The following is a 21,290-nucleotide window of genomic DNA, read 5'->3' as shown; positions in this document are numbered from 1 at the left end:
GGTTTGATCGGCATCGCTGGCTCCTTCCCGGACACGGTGAAGCCCCAGGTTCCCGTGTGGGTTCTTGGGGCTTCTCCTAGTTTTCAACCACTTACATGTTCTCACACCGATATGCGGTTTTCTATCGCATGTTTCGAATACCCGCTAACGCTAGAGCTGTCCATATAAGGTGGTGGTGAACCTGTCGAGGGCCCGGTTTTTGCGCCGATAGACCGTGTCACGTTCGACGTAGAAATGATCGGCTATCATCGACACCTTCTCATCTTGTGTTCCTTCGCTAAGGAAGAATGCTTCCAACACCAGACAGTCATCCTCGGAGATGATTTCCCGTGCGGGCAAGAACCAGTCCATGTACTGGCGTGCCTCCACATACCGAACCTTGTAAGTGTCGATACGCTCGATCGTTGCGACGATTCTGTTCTCCGAGGCGTGCAGGTCACCCGAGGGCGGTGTGCTATCCATGCGCAGTGATGCGGGGCTAGCCGCATCAGCATAGGCGGTTTTGGTGGCGTCGTCGATGGTGTTGATGATCCGTTCCATAACCGCATAATCCTGCAACGCAGCAATCGCCGCCTTACGAGTGTCGAGGTATTTTGTCATCACATGCATGAGCGTGTCCTTTCAGTGGTTGTGTGGATTTCTTGTGCACCGCGTCAATCAACGCAGCCTGAGTAGCGTCTTTCGCATCAAGCGCACGCAAGACGGCTTCATCGAGCGTCCCTCCCGCAATCAGGTGCGTGATGGTGACAGGTTCGGATTGTCCTTGCCTATACAGGCGCGCGTTGGTCTGCTGGTAAAGCTCCAGGCTCCAGGTCAGTGAGAACCACACCAGCAGATGTCCACCGCTCTGGAGGTTCAGCCCGTGACCCGCCGATGCTGGGTGGATCAGCCCAAGCGCAATCTCGCCTCTGTTCCACGCCTCGATATCCGCGCTCGTTTTGAGTTCGCGAGCATGTGGGGGGAAGCGGGCGGTGATGCGTTCGCGGTCGAATAGGTCGCGGGCTTGATCGGTCTCGCCGTAACGGATGAGCACCCTGCCCGGCGAAGCGAGAGAACGTGCGTTACGTGAGCCCTCACCAATCACGAGAGTGCTCTGACCGCAGGCAACGAACACGTCGATCTCGTCAGCCACATCCAACTAAGCATCGAGGAGCTGATCACCCTCATGCACCGTGATCTGCGGGTTGGTGGTGCCGTAGATAAACCTTCCTGCATCCAGAGCGTTGCTTCAACCCAGCGTATTCATCCGCGTCGTGTACTTCGTGGATTGGGAAGTAGACGTGGAAGGCCTAGCCGAAAGCATACCCTTCACCTTCATGTGGTTGCGGGGAGTGGCGACCACATGATCAAAACCCGCGACTGCCGACAGCGAGGCTGCGTCCATGACCACGTTCTGGTTCGGGTAGTGGTTATTGTTCTGTACGCCGGTAACGGTGGCAGCAAACAGGGTGAAGGGCGTGGTCATGGCGTGACCTCCTTGAAATCTGAATCGAAATACTTGACTGGCGCCTGGAGGTCGCGTGCCCACCCGATCTCCAGGCGCATGCCAGGTGAAACGTGTCCGACGTATGCCCACAGTGCTTTGCACTTGGCGAGCAGCACCCGATTTAAAAACATCGCCAACTCACGCTGATCAGGATCGACGCCACCCATGAACTGCGGGAACAGCAGGTGTGGGGCGAACGGGATCTTGCCCGCGCCCAGTGCAAACCCACAGAATTGGCGGGCGAGCTCAACGTTCGCCTCGGTGTCGCCTGAGTAGAACCACCGCGCGAAAATGGCCACAAAGGCCGGATAGACGTGCTACTGAATGGGCTGGGCGCCACTAAGTATGAAGAACTTTTTGTGTTCTACGGGTCAGTGGTAGAGCTATTAGAGCAACGCGGCTTACATATCGTGACTCCCGTGGTAGGCGAACAAGTAACTTCACTGGATATGGCTGGGCGTAGCTGAGTATCTGTTTCCTTGATAGCGAATTAGAAGAATACTGGCTAGCCGCTGCCGATACTCCGGCTTTCCGCATAGGAGCCCTTTCTACTGCGGAGAGTGCAGCGCCGGCGCGGCGAGTTGTACAAGATGAAGAAGAATCCGCTATTCCCGCCGGATCTCCTGAATCTTCTGCTTTCGCCGAAAAAGTGGCAAAAATCCTCGAAGTTTTTGAAAAGTACGGCGCGCGTAGCAGAAGCTGACTTGGGACGGATAGACGCAATAGCGGGCGATGGCGACCACGGGCAAGGTATGACTCTGGGAACTACAGCGGCAGCTAAAGCAACATACGAATGTGTAAGCGCCAAAGCGGGCGTTCGCACCCTACTAGTGCACGCCGGCGCCACCTGGGCAGAAGGAGCCGGTGCACTTCTGACGCACTTTGGGGAGCGGCCCTAGGGCGCACCGGCAATTCGCTTTCTGATGAGCAGGCGCCAAGCATCCGCGAAATTCTTCAAGCCGTAGCTGCCGGAGCACGGGCAATACCAGAAATGGGTGGTGCAAAAGTTGGCGATAAGACTATGGTGGATGCAATTATTCCTTTTGCAGAGGGAATCGAAAAGCGCCTCGATTCAGCGGACCCCCTAGCAGCAGTCTGGGCAGCAGCAGCTGCAGAAGTCCAGACAGCTGCGGAAGCTACTGCAAATATATCGGCGCAAAAAGGCCGGGCGCGTACTCACGGAGATGCCTCTATCGGCGCTCCAGACCCGGGCGCCATTTCATTCTCTCTTTTAATGCGGGCAGCTGCTGCTACACTCTCCTAAACAAAAAAGCAGCACTACCGAGTATGCCAGCCGGCGTGGATTCTCTGGATTCCGCCGGCTGGCAGCTTTTTTCGCTATCAGCTATAGAATACTCGAAATTTCAAATATTGTGTAAGACTAGAGAAGATAGATATAAAAAAATATTTAAGGAGCGTTTATGTCTACTTTGGAAAATAAATTCGATGAAGCCGCCGGAAAAGCTAAAGAAGTAGCAGGCGAAGTGGCTAATGATAAAGATATTAAGGCAGAAGGTATGATTCAGAATACCGAAGCAAAAGTAAAAGAAACTGCCGAAAATATCGGCAAAAAAGCTAATGACGTTGCAGAAGATATTGAAGCAGGAGCCAAGAAACTAGCCGAGCGGGCAAAGGATGCCCTGCACGGCAAAGGCAAGAAATAAAGTACCAATAAATTAGAATTGCGGGTAGCCTCCGGATTAAAATTCCGGAGGCTACCCGCTTTTAATATTTCCCTTCGTTAACAGCTGTCTTCTCTAATACCGCTTTTCTTAATATCACTCTTCGCTTCCGCTCGCTTCCGCAGCCTTATTTATTGAGTCGCTGGCGAGAGCGGCGGCATATTTCCAATCCACCGATTCCTAAACCGAGCATCGCCACAGCAGCAAGAAGAGCATTACTACCCGTCCGTGGCAACTGTGGCGTAGGCGGTTCTTCCGGTGTAGAAGGCTTCTCCGGCGGCGGCTGCGGCGGTTTATAAGTATTGGTAAATTCCACTACCTTTATGCCGCTAGTATCGATATTTTCCTGCTGCGTCACCACAAATTTGCTCTGTAAATTCTCCGGCAAATTTTCCACTATTTTATAGCTGAGTGCCTCTCGGTCAGCCGGCGCTTTCTCTAATTCGCCCGAGGCATACTTCGGCAATTTTTCCAGTACAAAGCGAAAATCTTTTCCGCCCAGCGTCTGAAAACTTCCCGGGCGTAAATATTTCTTTACTGGTTCTACGCGCACTTTATTCTCGCCCTGATAGGTCTCAATCTGGAAATTATCGATATAGTTTTCCATATTCATATCTTCCAGTAGCTTTTGCCCACCAGTCCACTTTTTCTGCACCAAAATCTCTAGATAGGGCACTATCTCCACTTCCCCACCCGGAATGCGGTTGAAAAGTGGCTGATTGCCAAAATCTTTCACCTTTGCTTGGAAATTAATCGTGATATTTTTTTCAGCGCGATAGGCAATCTTGGTATTGAAATCAAAATTTACCACTTTGCTTTTTTCGTTATCGATTAACTGTATCTGCCGCGAGGTAGCATCATATTTCACCTGATAATTAACGCTCGGCGCACCATCTTCTAAAATTTCTAAAGTACCATCTACCACCTCTAGACGTTCATCTAAAGTGTCTACCAAGGTGATGGTGTTTTTAAATCCTAGATCTACGTACTTATCGTATTTCAGCACTAATCGATGATCTCCCGGAATTTTTCCCTGAAGTTGAAAATCGATTACATCACCGCGCGCTACAAAAGCCTGCTTAGTACCAGCTGGGGCGTCAGCATTTTTGATCACTTTGCTAAATTTTGCTTTCTGCGGCACGAGCAGCAAATAAGGATGTTTATATCCTACATAGGCGCGAGATTCCGCACTTCCGTCAAACCGACTATCCGTACCCCCATAGGGATTAATCCACATTTCTCTATCCGGGCTCGCAGCAGTAAATGCCTTTACGTGCGTGCTGCCATCTTCTTGTAAACGCAGTTGATACTGCATAGATAGATCATAGTTTTCTTGAAAATTAGCAGCTGCCTCAAGGATTTTTATCGTATATTCTCCCGGCACTACCTTTGTGAAATAGTATCGAGTCACCCCTAATTGTGGGTCTCTATCGATGCGAGATTTCTCCACTAGGTTTCCCGCAGAATCATATAGCCCTAATACGAATCCAGATTTACCAGAAGCCGTGGCGAAATCGTTGTAATTTACTTTCTCAATATTAGAGAGCAGAAAATACACTTTCTTTCCCAAAGTGACATCTAAAGTATTGATAGCGGCGTCATATTTCTGCTCCGCAATGGCATAATAAGGATATTTCTGCGGAAGTTGCGGTAGCGAAAGCGCGGCCGTTTCCGCTACATTGGCAGCATTGATATCGAAAGTAAAATCGCCTTTACCGAGCGGTATATTTAACTGCGGAGCGGCTTGAGGGTCCGACTTTCCCGCGATAGCAAATTCCCACTTGGTATTCTCACCCAACACTTCAAATGGGCGCTTAATATGCACATGGAAGGTTTTATTTACTAGCTTTACTTCTTTAAGCACTAGCTGGTAATCTGCACCCGCTTGCGCTACTTTTTGCACCGCATAGAACTGCTTCCCGTCGTCTTTCCGAAAAGTGAGCAAAGGCAGTTGCGCCTCCGCCGCCGGCTGCAAAGCGCTAGGCAATAATTCACCTGCGTCGTCATAGGAAATATCTTCCAGAAAATAGACGCCAGCAGCATCTTTGGTGACCGACACATTTTGCAGCGCACCCGAATTTTTATTTTGTAAAGGAAGCTGGAAATTATCTGGGGTACCACCTACTGCTTTCCCCTCTACCTCGATAAAACTAAGAGCGCGACGTGCCTTTATCTTCTCTTTTAAGACGGCGTTTATGACCGGATTGCCCTGTGTATCCGCACTAACTTTTACTCGCACCGTATCGCTTATATTCCGCCAATTTTTCACCAAAGTAAAAGGAAATTCTTTACCGAGCGGATAATCAGCTGCATCTCCCAAAAATTCTATTTCATATTTTTTCAGCCCATTGGCGAGCGGAGTAGTGGAGGTAACGTCATCCTGCTCAATTTCATAACTATCAGCAAAGAATCCCGTGCCTTCTTTTATTTCGAGATTAGTAATTTCCTCTTTGCTGTAAATAGTGAAATGCAGAGTCACCTCTGCTTCAGCGGGTTCAGCACCCGCGGGGGTAGCCACGAAAGGCAACACTAAACCCCAAGCTAATAGGGAAATAATGAGTATCAATACTCGCGATTTTACTTTCGTCATGCTCTTAAAAATACTCTCGTTTTATTTAGTAAGCGCGAAGCCGTTTCGTGCTCAAATTAGACACTTTATACCTATAATACTACAAATAATAGCAAATGAGCTAATTTAGGCATAAGATGCAGAACTTTTTGTGACTAGCCCGATAAGAAATAGTTAAATCATCTAAGTGCTGCAGATAATAATTTGTGGGCACGGTAACAATTCCACCGTGCCCACAAAAGTAATTATTTACTTACTTGCTATGCAAAAACTCTGCCGTAATTTAAGCGGCAAATTCCTAGCAAGGTGCACCACTATTACCAAGTTATCTAAAACTAACTATATCGCTATTTCCAGCTAAAATCGCTATTTTCCTTGATATATCGTTTCCTCGCTAAATAGTAAATACATAGGTGCCAAAAATCTTCCATATTTCTAAAAGGAGCTATACATCACGCAAAGCTATATGGCGCGAAATCTGTACGCCACAAAAATTCTGCAGCGAAAATTTACTACTTGGAGTGTCCTTTGGTTTTTAGGTCCAGATGACTTGAGTGTTGTCCATTGATGCCTCGCCACTAGGTGGGGAGAATGGAGCAATGGTGAGAAAGTTCAGTAAGCACACGCCCGAACAAATTGTTCGCAAGCTTGACAAAGCACGGGAGTTGAGGGAATCAGGATCGACGACGGCTCAGATTCTCACAGAGCTCAGGATTAGCGAAGCCACGCTGAATCGATGGCAGGCAACGTGTGGGTCGATAACGAAGAGCGAAGCGAAAGAACTCCAGCGTCTACGTGAGGAAAACACGCGTCTGAAGCGCCTGCTTGGTCAGGCTGAGCTGGAGAAAGCGGCGTGGAAAGAGCTATCGTATGATTCACGATATAGACGTGGATACCGCGGCTTTTGTGCGGTATGAGATGAAACAGCACGGCTATGTAATCAAAGATGCCCAAAGGTGGCTAAAACGTAGCTACGGATATACACAAAGCCGCATACGCGGTCAGGATTCGTTCAGTATGAACGATTTAGAAACAATCGCGCTACGCCTAGGCTACGCGAGCATCTTCGACTTCATAGACGCGCAAAAACAATACACCTACGGAACAGTGCAACAAGACAATTATGAAAAAGTGGCAAGCCAAAACGACGATAGAGACATCGAAGCTGAAACTCCGATAGATTAGCTACACAAGACGAGAGACCATATGATAACCACGCTCGACCTAGAACGCATCGCCGAACAACACAACATAACCATACGCACACAACCACTACCCGCACCATTATGTGGATACTACCAAGCCGACACGCAAACAATCGTATTACACGATAAATTAAATGATCTTCAATATAAATGCACTCTAGCGCACGAGCTTATCCACGCCGAACACCACGACAAGCCCACCGCCGCCATGTATCACGCTCGAAACGAACAACGAACCCGCACCCTAACCGCACTACTCCTCATACGCCTAGAAGATTACATGACTGCTGAACGCATCTATACTGGCGACATTGCACGTATAGCGGCAATGCTCGAATTCACTATCCAGGTAGCACGCGACTATGTAACCGCGTTAAAGAAAATCGCGCAACCAACTAGCCTAATCGCCTACGCATAAGCTATACTTGAATTTACCCTCTGGGGATAATACATAAAAAATAAGCAACGCGAAAAAGCCCGCCTGCAGTCTAGGACTGTGGGCGGGCTTTCTCATACCCATGATTTTTAATCACATTCTAAACGTTCAGAAAAAATATACACGTTTCCAGGGTCTGACGGGTATTGAAACTTAACCATACACCCTTTAGCCATGAGGGCTTGAGCAATAGCGCGAGTACGCGCATTTACCATCTGCCACGTATCACCCCCCACGATTGTCACGCCCATATTTACGATAGTCTTGAGCGTTTCTATAATACGTGAGCATAATATTTTCAGGAGTATAATTCACGCTCTTATACAGTGCCTCATTCTGAGCAACAACAGAGCTAACAATCTTATTATGTTTTACCCACATGTCAGTAAGCCACTTACACGCATCTTCAGGAGGTAGCGTGGCACATCTTTCTTTCTCCCACTTCTTCACTGTCTGCGTCTGCACACCCAAGGCGAGAGCAACTATATCCTGTGTAATTCCGAGCATTTCTCGAATTGCTCGAAAGTCTGCTTTGCTATAGCTTTCATATGCCATTTCCATGGCTTCACCTCTCAAAAATTGAGGGGTAGAGCGCGTAACGTGTATGCACCCTACCCCTACCGGTTGATAAGAATTTTATTCGTTGCCGAGAGCGTTGATCGCTGAGTTATCCCAATCAATAAGAGATTCCTCTTCAAAATCGTCGTGAGTGTGTAGTGCTTCATAGGTGGCGATTTCTACCCATGCGCCCTCTGGCGCATCCTCGTTGAGAGCAATCATGTATGTCATACCTTCGCCGTTGATGTTTTTCTTAAACCAGTTTTCGCTCTCACCAGTTGGAATAGTATCGTCGAAGTAACCGTAACCGTAGGTTAATTGCTTAGAATTGCTCATTATAACGAATTGGATAAGCTCGTGCAAAGTAGCGGTATTCTTGAAGTAGTCGTACATCTTCTAACGGTATTCCTTGCCCGTATATTCTGCGTCAATGCGTCGGGTTTCGTCGCTGAGGTCGCGGAAGAATTTTTCGCGGGGGTTATCGTTGCCCATGAATTGCGCGAAGTACATTGCGTTGCGGCGTAATTGCGAGATACACGGATAAGCCCATGTAAGCGGGTAATGCCGCCGCGAGCGTATCCAGTTCCTCGTATGATGCCACGAGCGCCGTATGCCGCGTAATAGGCTTACTCACCTTTAATGTGCATGGTGAGGCAGTGAGTAGCTTATCGCCTATATCGTTAATAGGTTCGGTCATAGCATGATTAAATATCGCTTTCAAAAGCCTGTAAGCGTTGTAGCGGTTGACTTCACCTGCGCCAGTACGCTCATTTATAGGCATCTGCTCATAGAATTGTGCGACGTGTCGCGGCGTGATTTTGCGCATATCCATATCACCAAAAAACGGTATTAAATGATTATTGAGCAAGTTACGATGATTTACGCGCGTTGTTTCCTCAACATTATCACCGTTAGGCTTTCGATGCGTATTAACATAGGTGGTCGCGTAGTCTTTGAATAGAATATGTTTGCCCGAGCGCCTGTTATGCACTTGGGTTGGTGGCTTCCACGCGCCAAGGCGTATACTACGCTCTGCATCATAAAGCCATGCTTCTAAATCACTGTAATACGGCGCTTTAGCCGTCTTATAGTACCGTTCTGGCAAGGCTGGGTATTGAGACCGTAAGTTATCTGGTACTAAATAGCTTGCTTCGTATACCGTTTCGCCTTTTCGGGTTCTTTTTACGATTTTACCGAATTTTCGCCGTCTCATTTCAGCCAACCACCTTAAAAACCACTCAACAAACGACATTTAAGACGATTCTAGCTCACTCGTGACACAATCACGATTTTTGCGACACACCCCGCCAACCCTTGAAAACACTGGCAAAACCGCATAAAAAAAGGCTTCACAGTTACCCGTGAAACCTTACCTCGTTACGGGATTGCTGGTATTGATACAAAGGTGAGGGTTATGGAGACTAAGCAAATATGCCTGTTTTCCCTTGTTATCAAGCCAAAGTGGGGATTCTATACTTGCTCTAACGCGCCTTGTGTCAGCGCCGAATTTAACGACTGAAAGCTGTTACCCGAAAAAGCCGAAAACCTTGCGCGCATCTATGCGCGCAAACCCCACTTTTGCGAAATGGTTAGGCTTTTGCGAAAATGTCGCTTCCAAAATGGCAAGCGTGCTGAGCCGTTATACGACCACCAATAGATTTAGCGCAAGCTCATCAGGTACTCTTTCACAAAGTTCTGAAAATCCACTTCATCAAGCTTTTCGCCATCAGCGCCAACTGGGAATTTTTCCCACCTCGTACTGCCCGTTTTAGACACTGTTCTGCACCACTTTTTGATGTCGGTGCCATTACGGATAGCTGAACTGGACGAGTTTTCTGAATTATCGCGGTTTTTAATCTGTAAAGACTCCCAGTCAACTCCAGCTTGTTTGCTTGGACGAATAAAGTCGACAGCTTTTACTACTTCGCCCGCACACCAAACCCAATCATCATCTGTACATTTACTACCAGAACCCGTGAAATTATATCGTAATTATTTTAATACACTATTCAATTACCAGCTCTACATAATCCCCATCTTCCTTATTGTATACATGCTTATTTACGATTCCAAGTAGTTTCTGTATATCTTCCATATCTGAAGCCGAAAATTCCAAATAACAAGTCTCATCACTGGTATAATTCAAGTCTTCATAAAAATCCTGAATCGCCACATAAAATTTTTCTAAAACATCTTCCAATGGATATTGGGAAATATTCCTCGGACTATCTCCTTCTCCTAATTCTGGTTCTTGAACAAATTTTAATGAAGTAACAAAACAATCACTTTTCATAAAATCGTCATACGTTTTATAGATATGTTCTGCTACCTTTTCGTAATCAGCTTTGTTATATTTTTCATGTACAAAAATATCTATATTTTTCATCTCGTAGAAACTTACACCTTGCCAAATTCAATAAACTGGGAGTTGACTATACAACAATAGAACAAATATTATTTATAGCATGATCTAAAAGGTCAATATACTTCCAGTATTCTGTCGGAAAGCTTGAAATTTCACTCATATCATTTTGATCAAAGTGGTAAACAATATGCCTCATTACTTGATTTTGAATAAAATATAAATCTCTTAATTCTGTAAGAGTTATACTTTCCAATTTACTAACATAAGCATATAGGTCATAAAAGACTTCTCGTCAAATCTATCTTCTTCATGTAAAAAATAAAGAAAACTATAGTTGGTTGCATTTTTATTAGAATAAATTATATTTGGTTTTGACATACTCCCCCCCCCTCCACAACTTCTAATTTTTATTTATCTACTTTAGTTTTTTTAGTAATTCTACAAAAGGTACTTTATTATTATCTTTTCTAAGCGAAATCAAATCAAAAACAGAATCAACATCTAAATCAAACATTACGGATTCCAAGCTAATTGTCATAAAATAATAATCTACAACCTCTTTACTAAACTCATTTTCTAAACTACTCCATAAATTATTCGGTAAAATGCAAAAGGCTAAAGTATCATCACCAAGACTTTCAACAAACCATCTTATTTCAAAATCTTCCTTTATGATTTCGTTGAAATACTTTATAGTTGTATCCCTATCCATATTATCCATATAAGGAATAACTATTTCTTTAGCTCTGTATTTTAATTTTATGTCATCACCATATTTTTTATTATTATTTATAAAATCTACTTCTATAAGATTTCCTATTTCACTATTAAAGTACTTGATTACAGATTCGTCTTCTTCTCTCCAATCAATCCAAATTAAATCATTACTTTCCCAAAGGTCATCAATATTATCTGGATATAATAAAAATTTTCTTACGCTTTCATATTTATTATTCATAAAACCTTATCCTCAACAAATTCAAGTTGTTTCACTCGACAGCCAAATGCCCAAAGTTTGCTAGGGAAGGAAAATCTTTTTCTAGGAAGGAGAAGTTGTCGCTCATTAGTTGTCTCCTTTGATTTCCATAATGTCTGCCGGCTGGCAGGCAAGAGTTTCGCAGATGCGCACGATAATGTTGGTTTGGATGTTGTCTCCTCTACCTAGTTTGGCAAGGGTGGCTGGGCTGAAGCCTGCTGCTGTGCGCAGTTGTTCTTTCGTCCATCCTTTGTCGATGAGAAGTTTCCATAGTTTGTTATAGGACAGTCGCATTATTTGTTCTCCTCATCGGTTTCGTCTTTCTCTTCATTCCAGGTAAATCCATAGAGTGCGTGCTCGTTTTCACCTAGTTTGATGACTCTTGTCCTGTTAACGATTTCTTCTGCTTCCGCCCGATATTTCGGGGTGGCATCGAATGAGAAGAATATTTGTTTAGGGTGGCCATCCTCGGAGGTAAGTTCCGCTACTCGTTCATAGAGTGTGAGCAGGTTGCCAACAGGGAAATATGCGAGTTGTTTGATGAGCACGGAGTCGTGGATCAGGATGGGCAGCTTGGTTAATTCTAGGATAGCTAAATCAAATGAAATCAGGTTCTTGGATTGTGAACCGGCCCCGTTGTCTCCTTGAGATGAAAAGGTATACCCCGCTTTACCGCGTGATTCTTTGAAGCTAAATAGTGGCGGTTTACGCTTTTTATTCGGATAGAGGGCTTGGACGAATTCTTTGGTGAGTCGGTTGATGTTGTGCTCGATATCGCCGAGAATGACCGGCCGTTGTTCTTTGAGAGCTTTGTTTGTTTCTTTGCGCAGCTTGTCGAATTCGCGCATTTTGTCATAGGCGTCGATTTGAGCTTCAAGACGTTTAATGGTGGCTGCTAGCTCACCGTTTTCTTCGTAGGTTTTGTCATCGAGCTCAACTGATTGTTTTAGCTGGTGAATTTCTCGTAGCCGTTGGTTAATCTCGTTGTCCAACACAGCAATTAAGCGACGATATTTTTCTGCCTGCTCGTTAAGCTGGTCTTCATAGACGCCGACAAGGGCTCGGTGATAGTACTCGATAGTTTCAAGTTTTTCTTTGTTCACGTTCGGGAAGAAGTTATAGAACTCTTCAAGGTCATCGGTTGTGAGCCTTGTTTCTCCCGATAGCGTTGCTTCAACTATTGATAATTTTCCTTTAAGAATAGAACGTTTGCTCTGCAGCGAGCGCAACTGAGTCCTCATGTGTTGTTCTTCGTTTTTCGCTTGCTCTGCTGCCTGGAAAAGATCGAGGTCTGCTGTCACTCGCAGTTGTTGAAACGCAATCCGTGCTTGCGTTAGTTCTCGCTCGGCTTGGTTGCGTTCTTTCTTATTTCGTATTTTCACGTATTGACTAAGCCCTGTTTTAGCCATCCCTTCAAGCGAAGAGTAGCTGAGGTTGGCTGCTTTGAGGTCTTCCTCGAGTTGTTTTAGCTTTCCGTACACGCCGAAGAGTTTCTCCAGCGCAAACACACCCTGTTCATCGGGTTGTGCAGGAGCGGCTTTAAGCGGCTTTTTCAACATGGCAAGTTGCTCGGTATCGATTCGAACGAAGCGGCCTATTAATTCTCGAAGAGTCGAATCGGGAATGTCTAGACCGTATTGTTCAGCGAGAAATACTCGATAATCGTCTATCTGCCATTCTTCTTTTCGTTCTTTCCATTCAGGATCAAAGTATTCTTGAACGAAACCTGGGCGTGAGGTATCGCGGGAGAAATACCTGTCTTGTTCTCTAAAACGGAAGGTGAAGCAAATAGTGTGGTGGCCGACAGCATCAGGATCGGTAATGACGTCAGATTTTGCGAAATCTGCACCACCGAAAGCGTAATCCACTATGGAGAGCAAGGTAGATTTGCCGATAGAGTTCTCGGCTTCAGCTCCTCCCTCGACGACGTTCAGACCAGGGTGAAAAACTATGGGCGGGCGAGGCTCGCCCGCGTCGTTGAATCTGTCAGACCATACGTTAATCAGCAAGCGCAATCACCCCGTTTTCAACATCAATCGTTATTTTTCTCAATGCGAGCAGTAGAGTGAGTGCTTCTATAAGTTCAGCTGTCCCGCCTACCTGTTTCACTAGATCAAAATGTAAATCAATGAGGCGCATCGGATTATCTAAGTGATTCAGGATTCGCGGAAAGTTGGCGAGGGTTGATTCGTCGAAAGTGTAGAGCTTGTTAGGCAATCGCATAGTCTGCCTCCACGTCTACATCTGGGCGGAATACCTCACAAATATGGATGAAGTAGCTGATGAGAATGCCACACACGTAAATGCCGCTTCCCGTGTGATTGTTCATCCAATCGCATAGTTGCCTGAACTGCCCGGGCTGATCCAACCCTGAGCTTTCGAAGGTCAGCCACGCCCCTTGTACTTGATTGCACAGTCGAGTGAACTTGAGCTGTTCTCTCGCTTCTTTAGATTTCAGCTAAGTGACGATAAAAGGCTTGTAGACGGATACAGCATCAGTTGCTTGGGAAAGCAGATCAGCATCGTGAATTTTCTGCTCAAGGTTGACTGCGTTGAATTTGGGATCTGGTATGCGTTGTTCGTAAGGAATGTTGGAAACCGCGTCCAACAGCAGGCTGATTTCTTTTTCAAGCCCCAAAGGCACGACATTGTCGGCAAGGCGATGTTTAGCAAGAAGACGTGCAAGGTTAGCTCGTAGCTGTTGTTCTTCTTTTTTCGTGTGAGCCAGCTGGTATTTTTCGCCATGCTCGGTGCATAACACTGCGAAATCATCGCGTAAAGGTTCTTCAATGTCCTCGTCGAGAAGCACGATCACGTAGGAGGCCTTGGATTTATCGTGCGATTCGATATTGAGGGTTTTTCCGCACTGCAGACAACCATCCGATAAGACGAGAAGTTCTTCTCGATACCTAGCCTTCGCAGCTAGTTGGCGAATACGAATCCGTGCTTGCAAATCAGGCTTTTTTATTTTTGCGAGCCGCTCGAGAATGTCCAGCAGAATCAGGCAGGCATCTTCGGCCACGTGCGTTAAGCGAATCTCTACTCCAAAGCTCTCAAAATTGAGACGGATGAGATTCTGCGCTGGCTCATCTAAATCCTCAATCAGGAAAATGAGATTATCTATATTCAAGCGAGAATAAATTGCGTTTGCTAGCCCTTTGCTAAATCCCGCGTCGCGTGACATAAGCGAGGTAAGTACATCATCGGATATTGAGGCCGTGCTTGTGGGGTCGTTTCGCGTATTCCATTCTCCCTCATTGACAGTAGTAAACATGGAGATCAGTTCACGCGCATAACTAGGCCCATGGAGGTTGCCAGGAACAACAGGGCGTACTGATTTAGCCCACTGGTGGAACTGCACTGTTCACCTCCTAACGAAGTTTTCTCAAAAACTCTCAAAGTTTTGTCTCAACGTTTCTCAAAGCTTGCGAAAGCCCATTATTTAACCTTTTCGTGAAGCCCAGCGATGGGATTCGTTGTGGCGGAATGACGAGATAGTCGCCTTTCATTATATCGAATCAACCTGCGATGTGTGAAGAGAAACTTCACAAACGCATGAATCGGCGGTTAGAAGGCGACGTTCTCGAGCATCCCGCACACATCTATTAGTGAGGTCACCACGAGCCAGCGCGCAATCGGTGCGTGGCAACCTCACGACCGACAAATAGCGACAAGCAATAAGTCGGGAGATCTGCGGAGCAGCCAGCACTGGCCATTACCTTCATAGGCGATGGCTTGTTGCTGGGTTTGTTCTTGCAGGTCGACCTCATAACTGAATATCGCTCCGTGGATCTCCCGGAAGGGAAATCCACAAATGAAAGTACAAATCCGTTACGAAAAGCAAAAGTTCGATGTGAAGAAACCTGCAGAGTATGTGGAGGTTGAGGTGAGTGATGGCGAGGTGGTCTCGATGATTGAGGCTGATTATCGTCAACGCCGCGATATGGTGCAAAGCCTTGAATTGGTGCAGCGGCGTTCTATTGAGGAGATTGTCCGGGAGGAGATTAATAAGCCGGAGTATAACCAGGCGAAGCAGTGGGTACGCAATACGGATTCGTGTTGGCGTGCTCCTTTGGCTGGTGGCGGCAATATTTTTGATGAGCTGGTCGACCAGTATGGTCACATGAAAGCGTTCGATGATCCGTTTGATGACGTAGATACGCGGTTGACGGTTGAGAGTGCTTTGGCTGGCTTGGATGAGCGTGAGCGCTTCATCGTTATCCAGAATCGTTTGAATCAGGTGCCTTTGACTGCGGTGGCGGCTGAGCTTGGGATTACTCAGCCTCGTGCCTCGCAGTTGTTGAAATCTGCGCGGGCGAAGATTGCCGCCGAAATTGGTCTCAAACTTTGATTTATATTTCGGCTCCCTGGAAGCCCTCCTAGTGAAGGAACACAGCGTGAAGGCAGTGGGTCTCACTGTGAGGGTTCTTTCAGGAAGGAGCCGGTGATGAGCCGGAAACTACGTGTGAAGGTCAGTAAGCATTCTGACCCGGATGCTGTGGCATCGGTGGGTATGCGCCGCCTGTCAGGAAGGGTTTTGCGCAAGCTCACGGGTCAGAGTGGGCGGTGTGCAGTGTTACTGCCGGGGCGGGATGTGCAATCCATTGAAATCATTGACAACGACCAGTCGAAGATATCAGGTAAGCGGCGTGGTTCGTTTGCGGATGAGGATTTCGAGTCGTTCATGAAGGCCGTATTTGGTCCTGATCAGGCAGATGAGGTGGCGTGATGACTCCAGTGAACCATGTAGCCAATATGCGTCAAATTTTCGTCAATCTTCGCCAAGATTTGAAAAGCCTGCAAGCCGAGATAGAAGCAACCGAGAACGACCTGCTGTATTGGATGGAATCAGGTATCGAAGCGGACTATATGCTCACGGACGAGCCCGATTCAACGGAGCCTCCGCAACCAGAACCTGTCAGCGAATCTCAGCCGCAGGTCAAGCTGCTGCCGCTGGAGGAAGTGCGCGGCGTGTTGGCGGATTATGCACGCTCGGGTTTGAATGACTTCATCAAAGCCAAGATTCGCTCGTTTGAGCATACGAAGCTTTCACAGTTGACGGTGGAGCAAGCCAACGCGGTGCTCGCTGCAGCTGAGGCTGAGGCTGGTGGTGCATGATGCCACCGCAAGAACACGCACTCTTGAGCGCCTCGTCGGCGCATCGTTGGTTGCGCTGTCCCCCATCGGCGAAACTCACGGCTGGGGTGACAGAGGCTCCAGGTGAGGCTGCACTTCAAGGTACGGCGGCTCACGCGTTGGCAGAACATAAGCTGCGCCGAGCACTCAAGCAGCAATCTAAACGTCCCGTCTCCGAATACGAGGATGACGAGATGAATGCCCACACCGATGATTACGTCTCCTACGTGCTCGAACAATACGAGCAAGCCAAACAGGCGACGCCGGGAGCTGTCATCTATATCGAACAGCGCCTCGACTTCAGCTATGTCGTGCCTGGTGGCTTCGGCACTGGCGACTGCCTCATCGTGGCTGATGGCACCTTGCACGTTATCGATTTGAAATATGGCTTGGGCGTGCTGGTAGAAGCTGAGTGGAACCCGCAAATGATGCTCTACGCGATCGGTGCACTTGCCTTGTTCGACGCTCTTTATGACATTGAGCAGGTGGCATTAACGGTTTTTCAGCCACGGCGCGAAAACGTATCCACCTGGACGATTAGCGTCACTGAACTGAACAAGTGGGCCGAGCAGACGCTCAAGCCTGCCGCCGAACTAGCAGCTAACGGTGAGGGCGAGTTCTGCGCCGGTACCTGGTGTCAGTTCTGTCGCATCGCCTCCACCTGCCGGGCAAGGGCTGAAGCGATCCTTGAGCTGGCTAAATTCGAGTTCGCCCCGCCAGCCGAACTATCGGCTGATGAGGTGGCTGATGTGTTGGCGCAAATACCAGGACTCACGCGGTGGGCGTCAGATGTGCAGGACTATGCCCTAAGTCAAGCCCTAAGCGGTGAGCGGTACGAGGGTTTCAAGTTGGTGGCTGGCCGCTCGATCCGCAAATACACCGATGAGACTGCGGTGGCTGAGGCTGCGAAAGCTGCAGGCTACCGCGATATCTATAAACGATCACTGCTCACTATTACCGCGATGGAAAAGCTCATGGGAAAGAAACAGTTCTCTGAGATTCTCGGGGATCTGGTGGTCAAGCCTGAGGGTAAACCCACCCTGGTTCCCGTCACTGACAAACGCCCCGAGCTGCAGATCAGCACGGCGGCTGACGATTTCACAAACATCGACAAATAACGAAAAGAAAGAAGGTAACGAAAATGTCGAACCGCGTGAACACCAAGAATAAGAAGAATAATCCGACCAAGGTTATTACCGGCGAAATACGTTTGAGCTACGCGAACGTGTGGGAAGCAAAATCTATTAACGGCGGCAAGCCGAAGTACTCGGTATCGCTTCTTATTCCTAAAGATGATGCTGCAACTATTGATGCGATTAATGCTGCTATCGAGGCAGCAATCACCGAGGGTATTGGGAAGTTCGGCGGGAAGATCCCGCCACGCGCTTCGCTAAAGCTGCCACTGCGTGATGGAGATACTGAGCGTGACGATGACGCTTATGCCGGACATTATTTCGTGAATGCCAACAGTATTAATGCTCCGCAGATCGTGGATCAAGACGTAAACCCCATCCTCGACCGTTCCGAAGTCTATTCTGGCTGCTACGGGCGAGTTTCCATCAATTTCTACGCTTTCAACACCAACGGGAACCGTGGCGTGGCCTGCGGTCTTGGCAATATTCAAAAGACCCGTGATGGTGAGCCACTCGGCGGGCACGTGAGCGCATCCTCCGAGTTCGATACCTGGGATGCAGACGAAGACTTCCTCGCCTAAAGCAAACCAATCCACTCAAGGGGCGGAGTCAAGTCGGTTGGCTCCGCCCCACTCACTCGTTAAGGAACCTTATGCGCACCTTAAGTATCGACATCGAAACCTACTCACCAATCAACCTAGCCAAAGCCGGAGTCTACAAATACTGTAACCACCCTGACTTCAAGATTCTCCTTTTCTCCTACGCGATCGACGGTTGCGCGGTGCGCACAGTGGATCTAGCATCTGGAGAGCAACTCCCCGCAAAGATTCTTAGAGCACTTGATGACCCTGCCGTGGTTAAGTGGGCTTACAACGCCGCTTTTGAACGCACCTGTCTCAGCACCTACCTCGGACGACGACTTGATCCAGCTGGTTGGCGTTGCTCAATGATATGGGCAGCAAGCCTTGGCCTGCCACTTTCTCTTAAAGATGTCGGCAAAGTGCTGAATCTTGACGCGCAGAAGATGAGTGAAGGCAAGAACCTCATCAAGTATTTCTGCGTCCCCGACAAACACGGACATCAGGTGCTACCAAGTAACGACCCTGCTGGCTGGAAGCTGTTCAAGATGTATAACGCGCGAGATGTACAAGTAGAGACAGCAATCCGCCACAAGCTCGCTCATTTCCCAGTACCTGATTACCTCTGGGAGCAGTATGAGGTCGATCAACAAATTAACGACCGCGGTATCCGTATCGACACCACACTGGCCGCAAACGCTATAACGATTGACGAAGAACACCGTGCGCAAGCACTCGCCTGTGCGCAAGAACTCACCAGTTTGGAAAATCCTGCTTCGCCATTGCAGCTACAAGAATGGCTGAAACAGCATGGCTGCCCGATAGAGTCGATGGCTAAAGAATCAGTCGATGATGCCCTGGCATATGCCAGTGGCGAGGTGAAAGAAGCTCTCGAACTGCGTCAGGAGTTATCGCGCTCATCCGTGGCAAAATACCGCAAGATGATAGACGTCACCTGCACCGACCAAAGGGCGCATGGTCTGCTCCAGTTTTATGGGGCTAACCGTACAGGCAGGTGGGCAGGCCGTCTTGTGCAAGTACAAAACCTGCCCAGGAATTATCTGCCGGATCTTGCTCAGGCTCGTGGCTTGGTGCGTGATGGTAACGGTGAGGCGCTCGATATGCTTTATCCTTCCGTGCCCGATACTCTCAGTCAGTTGATTCGCACCGCATTCATCCCCTCGAAGGGTCACCGGTTCATCGTCGCCGATTATTCGGCGATTGAGGCGCGAGTGCTGGCGTGGCTTGCTGGTGAGGAAACCACGCTCGCCGCGTTCAAGAACGGTGAAGACCTTTATTGCGCGACCGCCTCCGCGATGTTCGGGGTGCCGGTGGAAAAGCACGGAGCTAACAGCGAACTTCGGCAGAAAGGAAAAATCGCTGTCCTTGCCTGTGGCTACAACGGCTCTGTGGGTGCGCTCAAAGCTATGGGCGCTTTGAAGATGGGACTAAGCAAGGACGAGTTACAGCCGATTGTGGACGCTTGGCGGCAAACCAACCCTAATATTGTGCGGCTGTGGCACGAGGTCGATAATGCCGCTACCAGAGCAATTAGCACCAGCAAGCCTGTTACGTTGCGTAACCTGGGTTTCGAGAAGAAATCCGGGATGCTCTTCATCACCTTGCCAAGCGGTCGGTGCTTGGCATATGTGAAGCCAGGTATTGGCGTGAATCGTTTCGGCGGCACCTCGATTACTTATTGGGGTCAAGGCGTGAGCCGCAAGTGGCAGAAGCTCGAAACCTACGGCGGCAAGCTCGTGGAGAACATCGTCCAAGCCACCGCCAGAGACCTCCTCGCCGAAGCCATCACCCGCATTGAGAATGCCGGTCACCGGATCGTGATGCATATTCACGACGAGGTTGTCATTGACGAACCCATCAATTCCGGCATCACCGTTGCTGACATATGCGCCTTCATGAACGAGCTACCCGAATGGGCTAAGGGGTTACCGATTGATGCAGATGGGTACGAATGCGGCTTCTATCAGAAGGATTAGTTGATACTCCAGAGTGGGTTCTGCTGCCAGTTTTCTGGAATACCGAGATGGCTCGGTGGTAGTGGCTCAATAACCGGGTAACTAGCTATCACGCTAGAAAGCAGAGCCGGGTCACCGATATTAAGCTTTACAAGCAAGTATTGGACAATTGTGAGCTGACCAAACAGGCGGTTCATCACCGGAGCTACAGCATCCAATTCAGGATGTGCCCCAATCTTCGGTAGGCGCGGCTTGAGCGCATAAACTCTGTTAAACATACGTGCATGGTGAGCCGAATAGTTACGCAAAATATTGAGACTTTTCAGCCAGGAACCAAACTGTGCCCCGTTCAAACCTACCCGGCCAGCAATCGTCTCGCGCACCGGTATTGGCGCTAGCTGAAACAAGTATGACAGTGAACCCCAGTCCATCACTTCTACCGCTGCCCAAATCGGCAACTGGCCACCATATTTCTGGTTATGGTGCATCACGAAATCTTCTCGCGACCCCGTTAATTCTTTACGATAGCGCTTCAGCCACTGCTCATATTTCACTGACGGGCACGGTTTTGGTTTCGTCTCATAAGCCACTGGACCGAGCAGCTCTGGATGCAGGTGGGCAAGCGGATCAATACGACCAAGCTCGTGGCCAAGCATAGAGCGCACCGAGAGTTCTATATGAGCGAGCGCACTAAACACTGCTTCCCGCAGACGCCAATCAAAATCATAAACAGCATCAATATCAGCAAGATTCGTGCCAGGAATAAACACATCGCGGCGCGCACCATCTGCCCCTATCTCACGCCACGAGTACCAATACCCGGAAAGCCGATAATAATTCACTCGTTCCAACAGATGCCGTGCCAACTGATCGGAATCAATCACCATCCCGCGAGAGCGTAACAAGCTGATCTGCTCGCCATGCGTCTTGAACGCCTTACCGCTCCCGGTAGCGCTCTGCACTTGTCGGCTCTGCTGCGGGCTCACGTCGGCACCTCCCTCGAGCCTAGAAATGATGAGGACCGGCCCTGGACCCTCGCGGGCGGAACCGGTCTTGATGCATCAATCATAACCCATATCCCGTTAACAGCCAAGCAAATTTCTCGCCTGTCCTATCAAGGTTTTGCCTGCCTATTTTCAAAGTCGTGTTTATATTTCGCTCTTCTCAAAGCCCTCCTTGTAGAGGGTCAG

28 protein-coding genes and 1 pseudogene are annotated in these 21,290 nt (G+C 48.2%); 12 read left to right on the top strand and 17 right to left on the bottom strand.

Translation table 11 applies throughout. From position 1 onward, the window contains the following. Positions 1 to 150: 150 nt before the first annotated feature. The 4 genes from HMPREF2909_RS04400 to HMPREF2909_RS04385 form a co-directional block, all read right to left on the bottom strand. The gene (locus HMPREF2909_RS04400; protein WP_071415368.1) at positions 151 to 609 is read right to left on the bottom strand and encodes a hypothetical protein; all 459 of its coding nucleotides are present in this window, start codon (positions 607 to 609) and stop codon (positions 151 to 153) included. Next, a complete protein-coding gene (locus HMPREF2909_RS09465) occupies positions 575 to 1,132 on the bottom strand; it encodes a DEAD/DEAH box helicase (RefSeq protein ID WP_246815515.1) in 558 nt (185 codons plus the stop codon). Before HMPREF2909_RS09465 ends, HMPREF2909_RS04400 begins: the two co-directional genes overlap by 35 nt. A gap of 96 nt (positions 1,133 to 1,228) precedes the next feature. After that, the gene (locus HMPREF2909_RS09150; protein WP_071415366.1) at positions 1,229 to 1,465 is read right to left on the bottom strand and encodes a hypothetical protein; all 237 of its coding nucleotides are present in this window, start codon (positions 1,463 to 1,465) and stop codon (positions 1,229 to 1,231) included. After that, a complete protein-coding gene (locus tag HMPREF2909_RS04385) occupies positions 1,462 to 1,785 on the bottom strand; it encodes a DUF7768 domain-containing protein (RefSeq protein WP_246815514.1) in 324 nt (107 codons plus the stop codon). Before HMPREF2909_RS04385 ends, HMPREF2909_RS09150 begins: the two co-directional genes overlap by 4 nt. 9 nt (positions 1,786 to 1,794) lie before the next feature. Between HMPREF2909_RS04385 and HMPREF2909_RS09865 the strand changes: the two genes are divergently transcribed. The 3 genes from HMPREF2909_RS09865 to HMPREF2909_RS04375 all read left to right on the top strand — a co-directional run bounded on the left by HMPREF2909_RS09865 (position 1,795) and on the right by HMPREF2909_RS04375 (position 3,150). After that, entirely contained in the window at positions 1,795 to 1,953 is a 159-nt protein-coding gene (locus tag HMPREF2909_RS09865; protein WP_084797252.1) for a dihydroxyacetone kinase subunit DhaK, read from the top strand. A gap of 326 nt (positions 1,954 to 2,279) precedes the next feature. Further along, the gene (locus tag HMPREF2909_RS04380; protein ID WP_210387867.1) at positions 2,280 to 2,750 is read left to right on the top strand and encodes a DAK2 domain-containing protein; all 471 of its coding nucleotides are present in this window, start codon (positions 2,280 to 2,282) and stop codon (positions 2,748 to 2,750) included. Between the two features lie 157 nt (positions 2,751 to 2,907). Continuing rightward, on the top strand, positions 2,908 to 3,150 hold the full coding sequence (locus HMPREF2909_RS04375; protein ID WP_071415365.1) for a CsbD family protein: 243 nt from the start codon (positions 2,908 to 2,910) through the stop codon (positions 3,148 to 3,150). A 145-nt stretch (positions 3,151 to 3,295) separates the two neighbouring features. On the opposite strand, the gene HMPREF2909_RS04370 is transcribed toward HMPREF2909_RS04375, so the two are convergent. Beyond that, positions 3,296 to 5,758 carry an isopeptide-forming domain-containing fimbrial protein gene (locus HMPREF2909_RS04370; RefSeq protein ID WP_071415364.1) on the bottom strand — a complete coding sequence of 821 codons (2,463 nt, stop codon included), beginning with the start codon at positions 5,756 to 5,758 and terminating at the stop codon, positions 3,296 to 3,298. 578 nt (positions 5,759 to 6,336) lie between these two features. Between HMPREF2909_RS04370 and HMPREF2909_RS09860 the strand changes: the two genes are divergently transcribed. From HMPREF2909_RS09860 to HMPREF2909_RS04355, 3 genes are read left to right on the top strand one after another with little or no spacing between them, the layout of a single operon-like run. After that, on the top strand, positions 6,337 to 6,654 hold the full coding sequence (locus HMPREF2909_RS09860; protein WP_084797251.1) for a transposase: 318 nt from the start codon (positions 6,337 to 6,339) through the stop codon (positions 6,652 to 6,654). Further along, positions 6,608 to 6,922: a hypothetical protein gene (locus tag HMPREF2909_RS04360; protein WP_148130797.1), complete on the top strand. Its 315-nt coding sequence runs from the start codon at positions 6,608 to 6,610 to the stop codon at positions 6,920 to 6,922. Before HMPREF2909_RS09860 ends, HMPREF2909_RS04360 begins: the two co-directional genes overlap by 47 nt. 21 nt (positions 6,923 to 6,943) lie before the next feature. After that, the gene (locus HMPREF2909_RS04355; protein ID WP_084797250.1) at positions 6,944 to 7,360 is read left to right on the top strand and encodes an ImmA/IrrE family metallo-endopeptidase; all 417 of its coding nucleotides are present in this window, start codon (positions 6,944 to 6,946) and stop codon (positions 7,358 to 7,360) included. 243 nt (positions 7,361 to 7,603) lie between these two features. Here the strand turns inward: HMPREF2909_RS04355 and HMPREF2909_RS04350 are convergent, their stop codons facing one another. The 11 genes and pseudogenes from HMPREF2909_RS04350 to HMPREF2909_RS04310 form a co-directional block, all read right to left on the bottom strand. Continuing rightward, positions 7,604 to 7,939: a helix-turn-helix domain-containing protein gene (locus HMPREF2909_RS04350; RefSeq protein WP_071415362.1), complete on the bottom strand. Its 336-nt coding sequence runs from the start codon at positions 7,937 to 7,939 to the stop codon at positions 7,604 to 7,606. Positions 7,940 to 8,014: 75 nt separating this feature from the next. Continuing rightward, positions 8,015 to 8,272, bottom strand: coding sequence for a hypothetical protein (locus HMPREF2909_RS04345; protein ID WP_148130796.1), 258 nt, complete (start codon positions 8,270 to 8,272; stop codon positions 8,015 to 8,017). A 142-nt stretch (positions 8,273 to 8,414) separates the two neighbouring features. Continuing rightward, complete coding sequence (locus HMPREF2909_RS04340; protein ID WP_071415360.1) at positions 8,415 to 9,149, bottom strand: N-terminal phage integrase SAM-like domain-containing protein; 735 nt, start codon at positions 9,147 to 9,149, stop codon at positions 8,415 to 8,417. A gap of 446 nt (positions 9,150 to 9,595) precedes the next feature. Beyond that, positions 9,596 to 9,874: pseudogene (locus HMPREF2909_RS09855) on the bottom strand (SinI family restriction endonuclease); the annotation flags it as partial. A gap of 67 nt (positions 9,875 to 9,941) precedes the next feature. Further along, the gene (locus tag HMPREF2909_RS04335; protein ID WP_071415359.1) at positions 9,942 to 10,322 is read right to left on the bottom strand and encodes a hypothetical protein; all 381 of its coding nucleotides are present in this window, start codon (positions 10,320 to 10,322) and stop codon (positions 9,942 to 9,944) included. A 394-nt stretch (positions 10,323 to 10,716) separates the two neighbouring features. Further along, positions 10,717 to 11,259, bottom strand: a complete 543-nt coding sequence (locus HMPREF2909_RS04330; protein ID WP_071415358.1) for a hypothetical protein — start codon at positions 11,257 to 11,259, stop codon at positions 10,717 to 10,719. Between the two features lie 105 nt (positions 11,260 to 11,364). Beyond that, positions 11,365 to 11,571 carry a helix-turn-helix domain-containing protein gene (locus tag HMPREF2909_RS04325; protein WP_057002007.1) on the bottom strand — a complete coding sequence of 69 codons (207 nt, stop codon included), beginning with the start codon at positions 11,569 to 11,571 and terminating at the stop codon, positions 11,365 to 11,367. After that, entirely contained in the window at positions 11,571 to 13,286 is a 1,716-nt protein-coding gene (locus HMPREF2909_RS04320) for a DUF2326 domain-containing protein (RefSeq protein WP_084797248.1), read from the bottom strand. The genes HMPREF2909_RS04325 and HMPREF2909_RS04320 overlap by 1 nt, the downstream gene beginning before the upstream one ends. Continuing rightward, the gene (locus tag HMPREF2909_RS04315; protein ID WP_060920714.1) at positions 13,276 to 13,500 is read right to left on the bottom strand and encodes an ABC-three component system middle component 7; all 225 of its coding nucleotides are present in this window, start codon (positions 13,498 to 13,500) and stop codon (positions 13,276 to 13,278) included. The genes HMPREF2909_RS04320 and HMPREF2909_RS04315 overlap by 11 nt, the downstream gene beginning before the upstream one ends. Beyond that, positions 13,487 to 13,735 (bottom strand): ABC-three component system protein, encoded by a 249-nt coding sequence (locus HMPREF2909_RS09850; protein ID WP_373604535.1) that lies wholly within the window; start codon positions 13,733 to 13,735, stop codon positions 13,487 to 13,489. The genes HMPREF2909_RS04315 and HMPREF2909_RS09850 overlap by 14 nt, the downstream gene beginning before the upstream one ends. Beyond that, positions 13,736 to 14,407: a hypothetical protein gene (locus tag HMPREF2909_RS04310; RefSeq protein WP_210387865.1), complete on the bottom strand. Its 672-nt coding sequence runs from the start codon at positions 14,405 to 14,407 to the stop codon at positions 13,736 to 13,738. Between the two features lie 684 nt (positions 14,408 to 15,091). Here HMPREF2909_RS04310 and HMPREF2909_RS04305 point away from each other — a divergent pair. The 6 genes from HMPREF2909_RS04305 to HMPREF2909_RS04280 all read left to right on the top strand — a co-directional run bounded on the left by HMPREF2909_RS04305 (position 15,092) and on the right by HMPREF2909_RS04280 (position 20,121). Beyond that, entirely contained in the window at positions 15,092 to 15,628 is a 537-nt protein-coding gene (locus tag HMPREF2909_RS04305; protein ID WP_057002011.1) for a sigma factor-like helix-turn-helix DNA-binding protein, read from the top strand. Between the two features lie 96 nt (positions 15,629 to 15,724). Then, entirely contained in the window at positions 15,725 to 16,006 is a 282-nt protein-coding gene (locus tag HMPREF2909_RS04300; RefSeq protein WP_060920716.1) for a hypothetical protein, read from the top strand. Continuing rightward, entirely contained in the window at positions 16,006 to 16,395 is a 390-nt protein-coding gene (locus HMPREF2909_RS04295; protein ID WP_004009204.1) for a hypothetical protein, read from the top strand. The genes HMPREF2909_RS04300 and HMPREF2909_RS04295 overlap by 1 nt, the downstream gene beginning before the upstream one ends. Continuing rightward, complete coding sequence (locus HMPREF2909_RS04290; protein ID WP_373604529.1) at positions 16,392 to 17,531, top strand: DUF2800 domain-containing protein; 1,140 nt, start codon at positions 16,392 to 16,394, stop codon at positions 17,529 to 17,531. The genes HMPREF2909_RS04295 and HMPREF2909_RS04290 overlap by 4 nt, the downstream gene beginning before the upstream one ends. Positions 17,532 to 17,554: 23 nt before the next feature. Next, a complete protein-coding gene (locus tag HMPREF2909_RS04285; RefSeq protein ID WP_071415355.1) occupies positions 17,555 to 18,127 on the top strand; it encodes a DUF2815 family protein in 573 nt (190 codons plus the stop codon). Positions 18,128 to 18,198: 71 nt separating this feature from the next. Next, on the top strand, positions 18,199 to 20,121 hold the full coding sequence (locus HMPREF2909_RS04280) for a DNA polymerase (protein WP_071415354.1): 1,923 nt from the start codon (positions 18,199 to 18,201) through the stop codon (positions 20,119 to 20,121). Here the strand turns inward: HMPREF2909_RS04280 and HMPREF2909_RS04275 are convergent. After that, positions 20,118 to 21,086 (bottom strand): Abi family protein, encoded by a 969-nt coding sequence (locus HMPREF2909_RS04275; RefSeq protein ID WP_071415353.1) that lies wholly within the window; start codon positions 21,084 to 21,086, stop codon positions 20,118 to 20,120. The genes HMPREF2909_RS04280 and HMPREF2909_RS04275 overlap by 4 nt on opposite strands. Positions 21,087 to 21,290: the final 204 nt, after the last annotated feature.

This window comes from Alloscardovia sp. HMSC034E08 (genome assembly GCF_001813415.1).
In the GTDB taxonomy this organism is placed as follows: Bacteria; Actinomycetota; Actinomycetes; order Actinomycetales; family Bifidobacteriaceae; genus Alloscardovia; species Alloscardovia omnicolens.
Note: the sequence above shows the minus strand (reverse complement) of the source record. Positions and strands in the feature narration are given on the sequence as shown.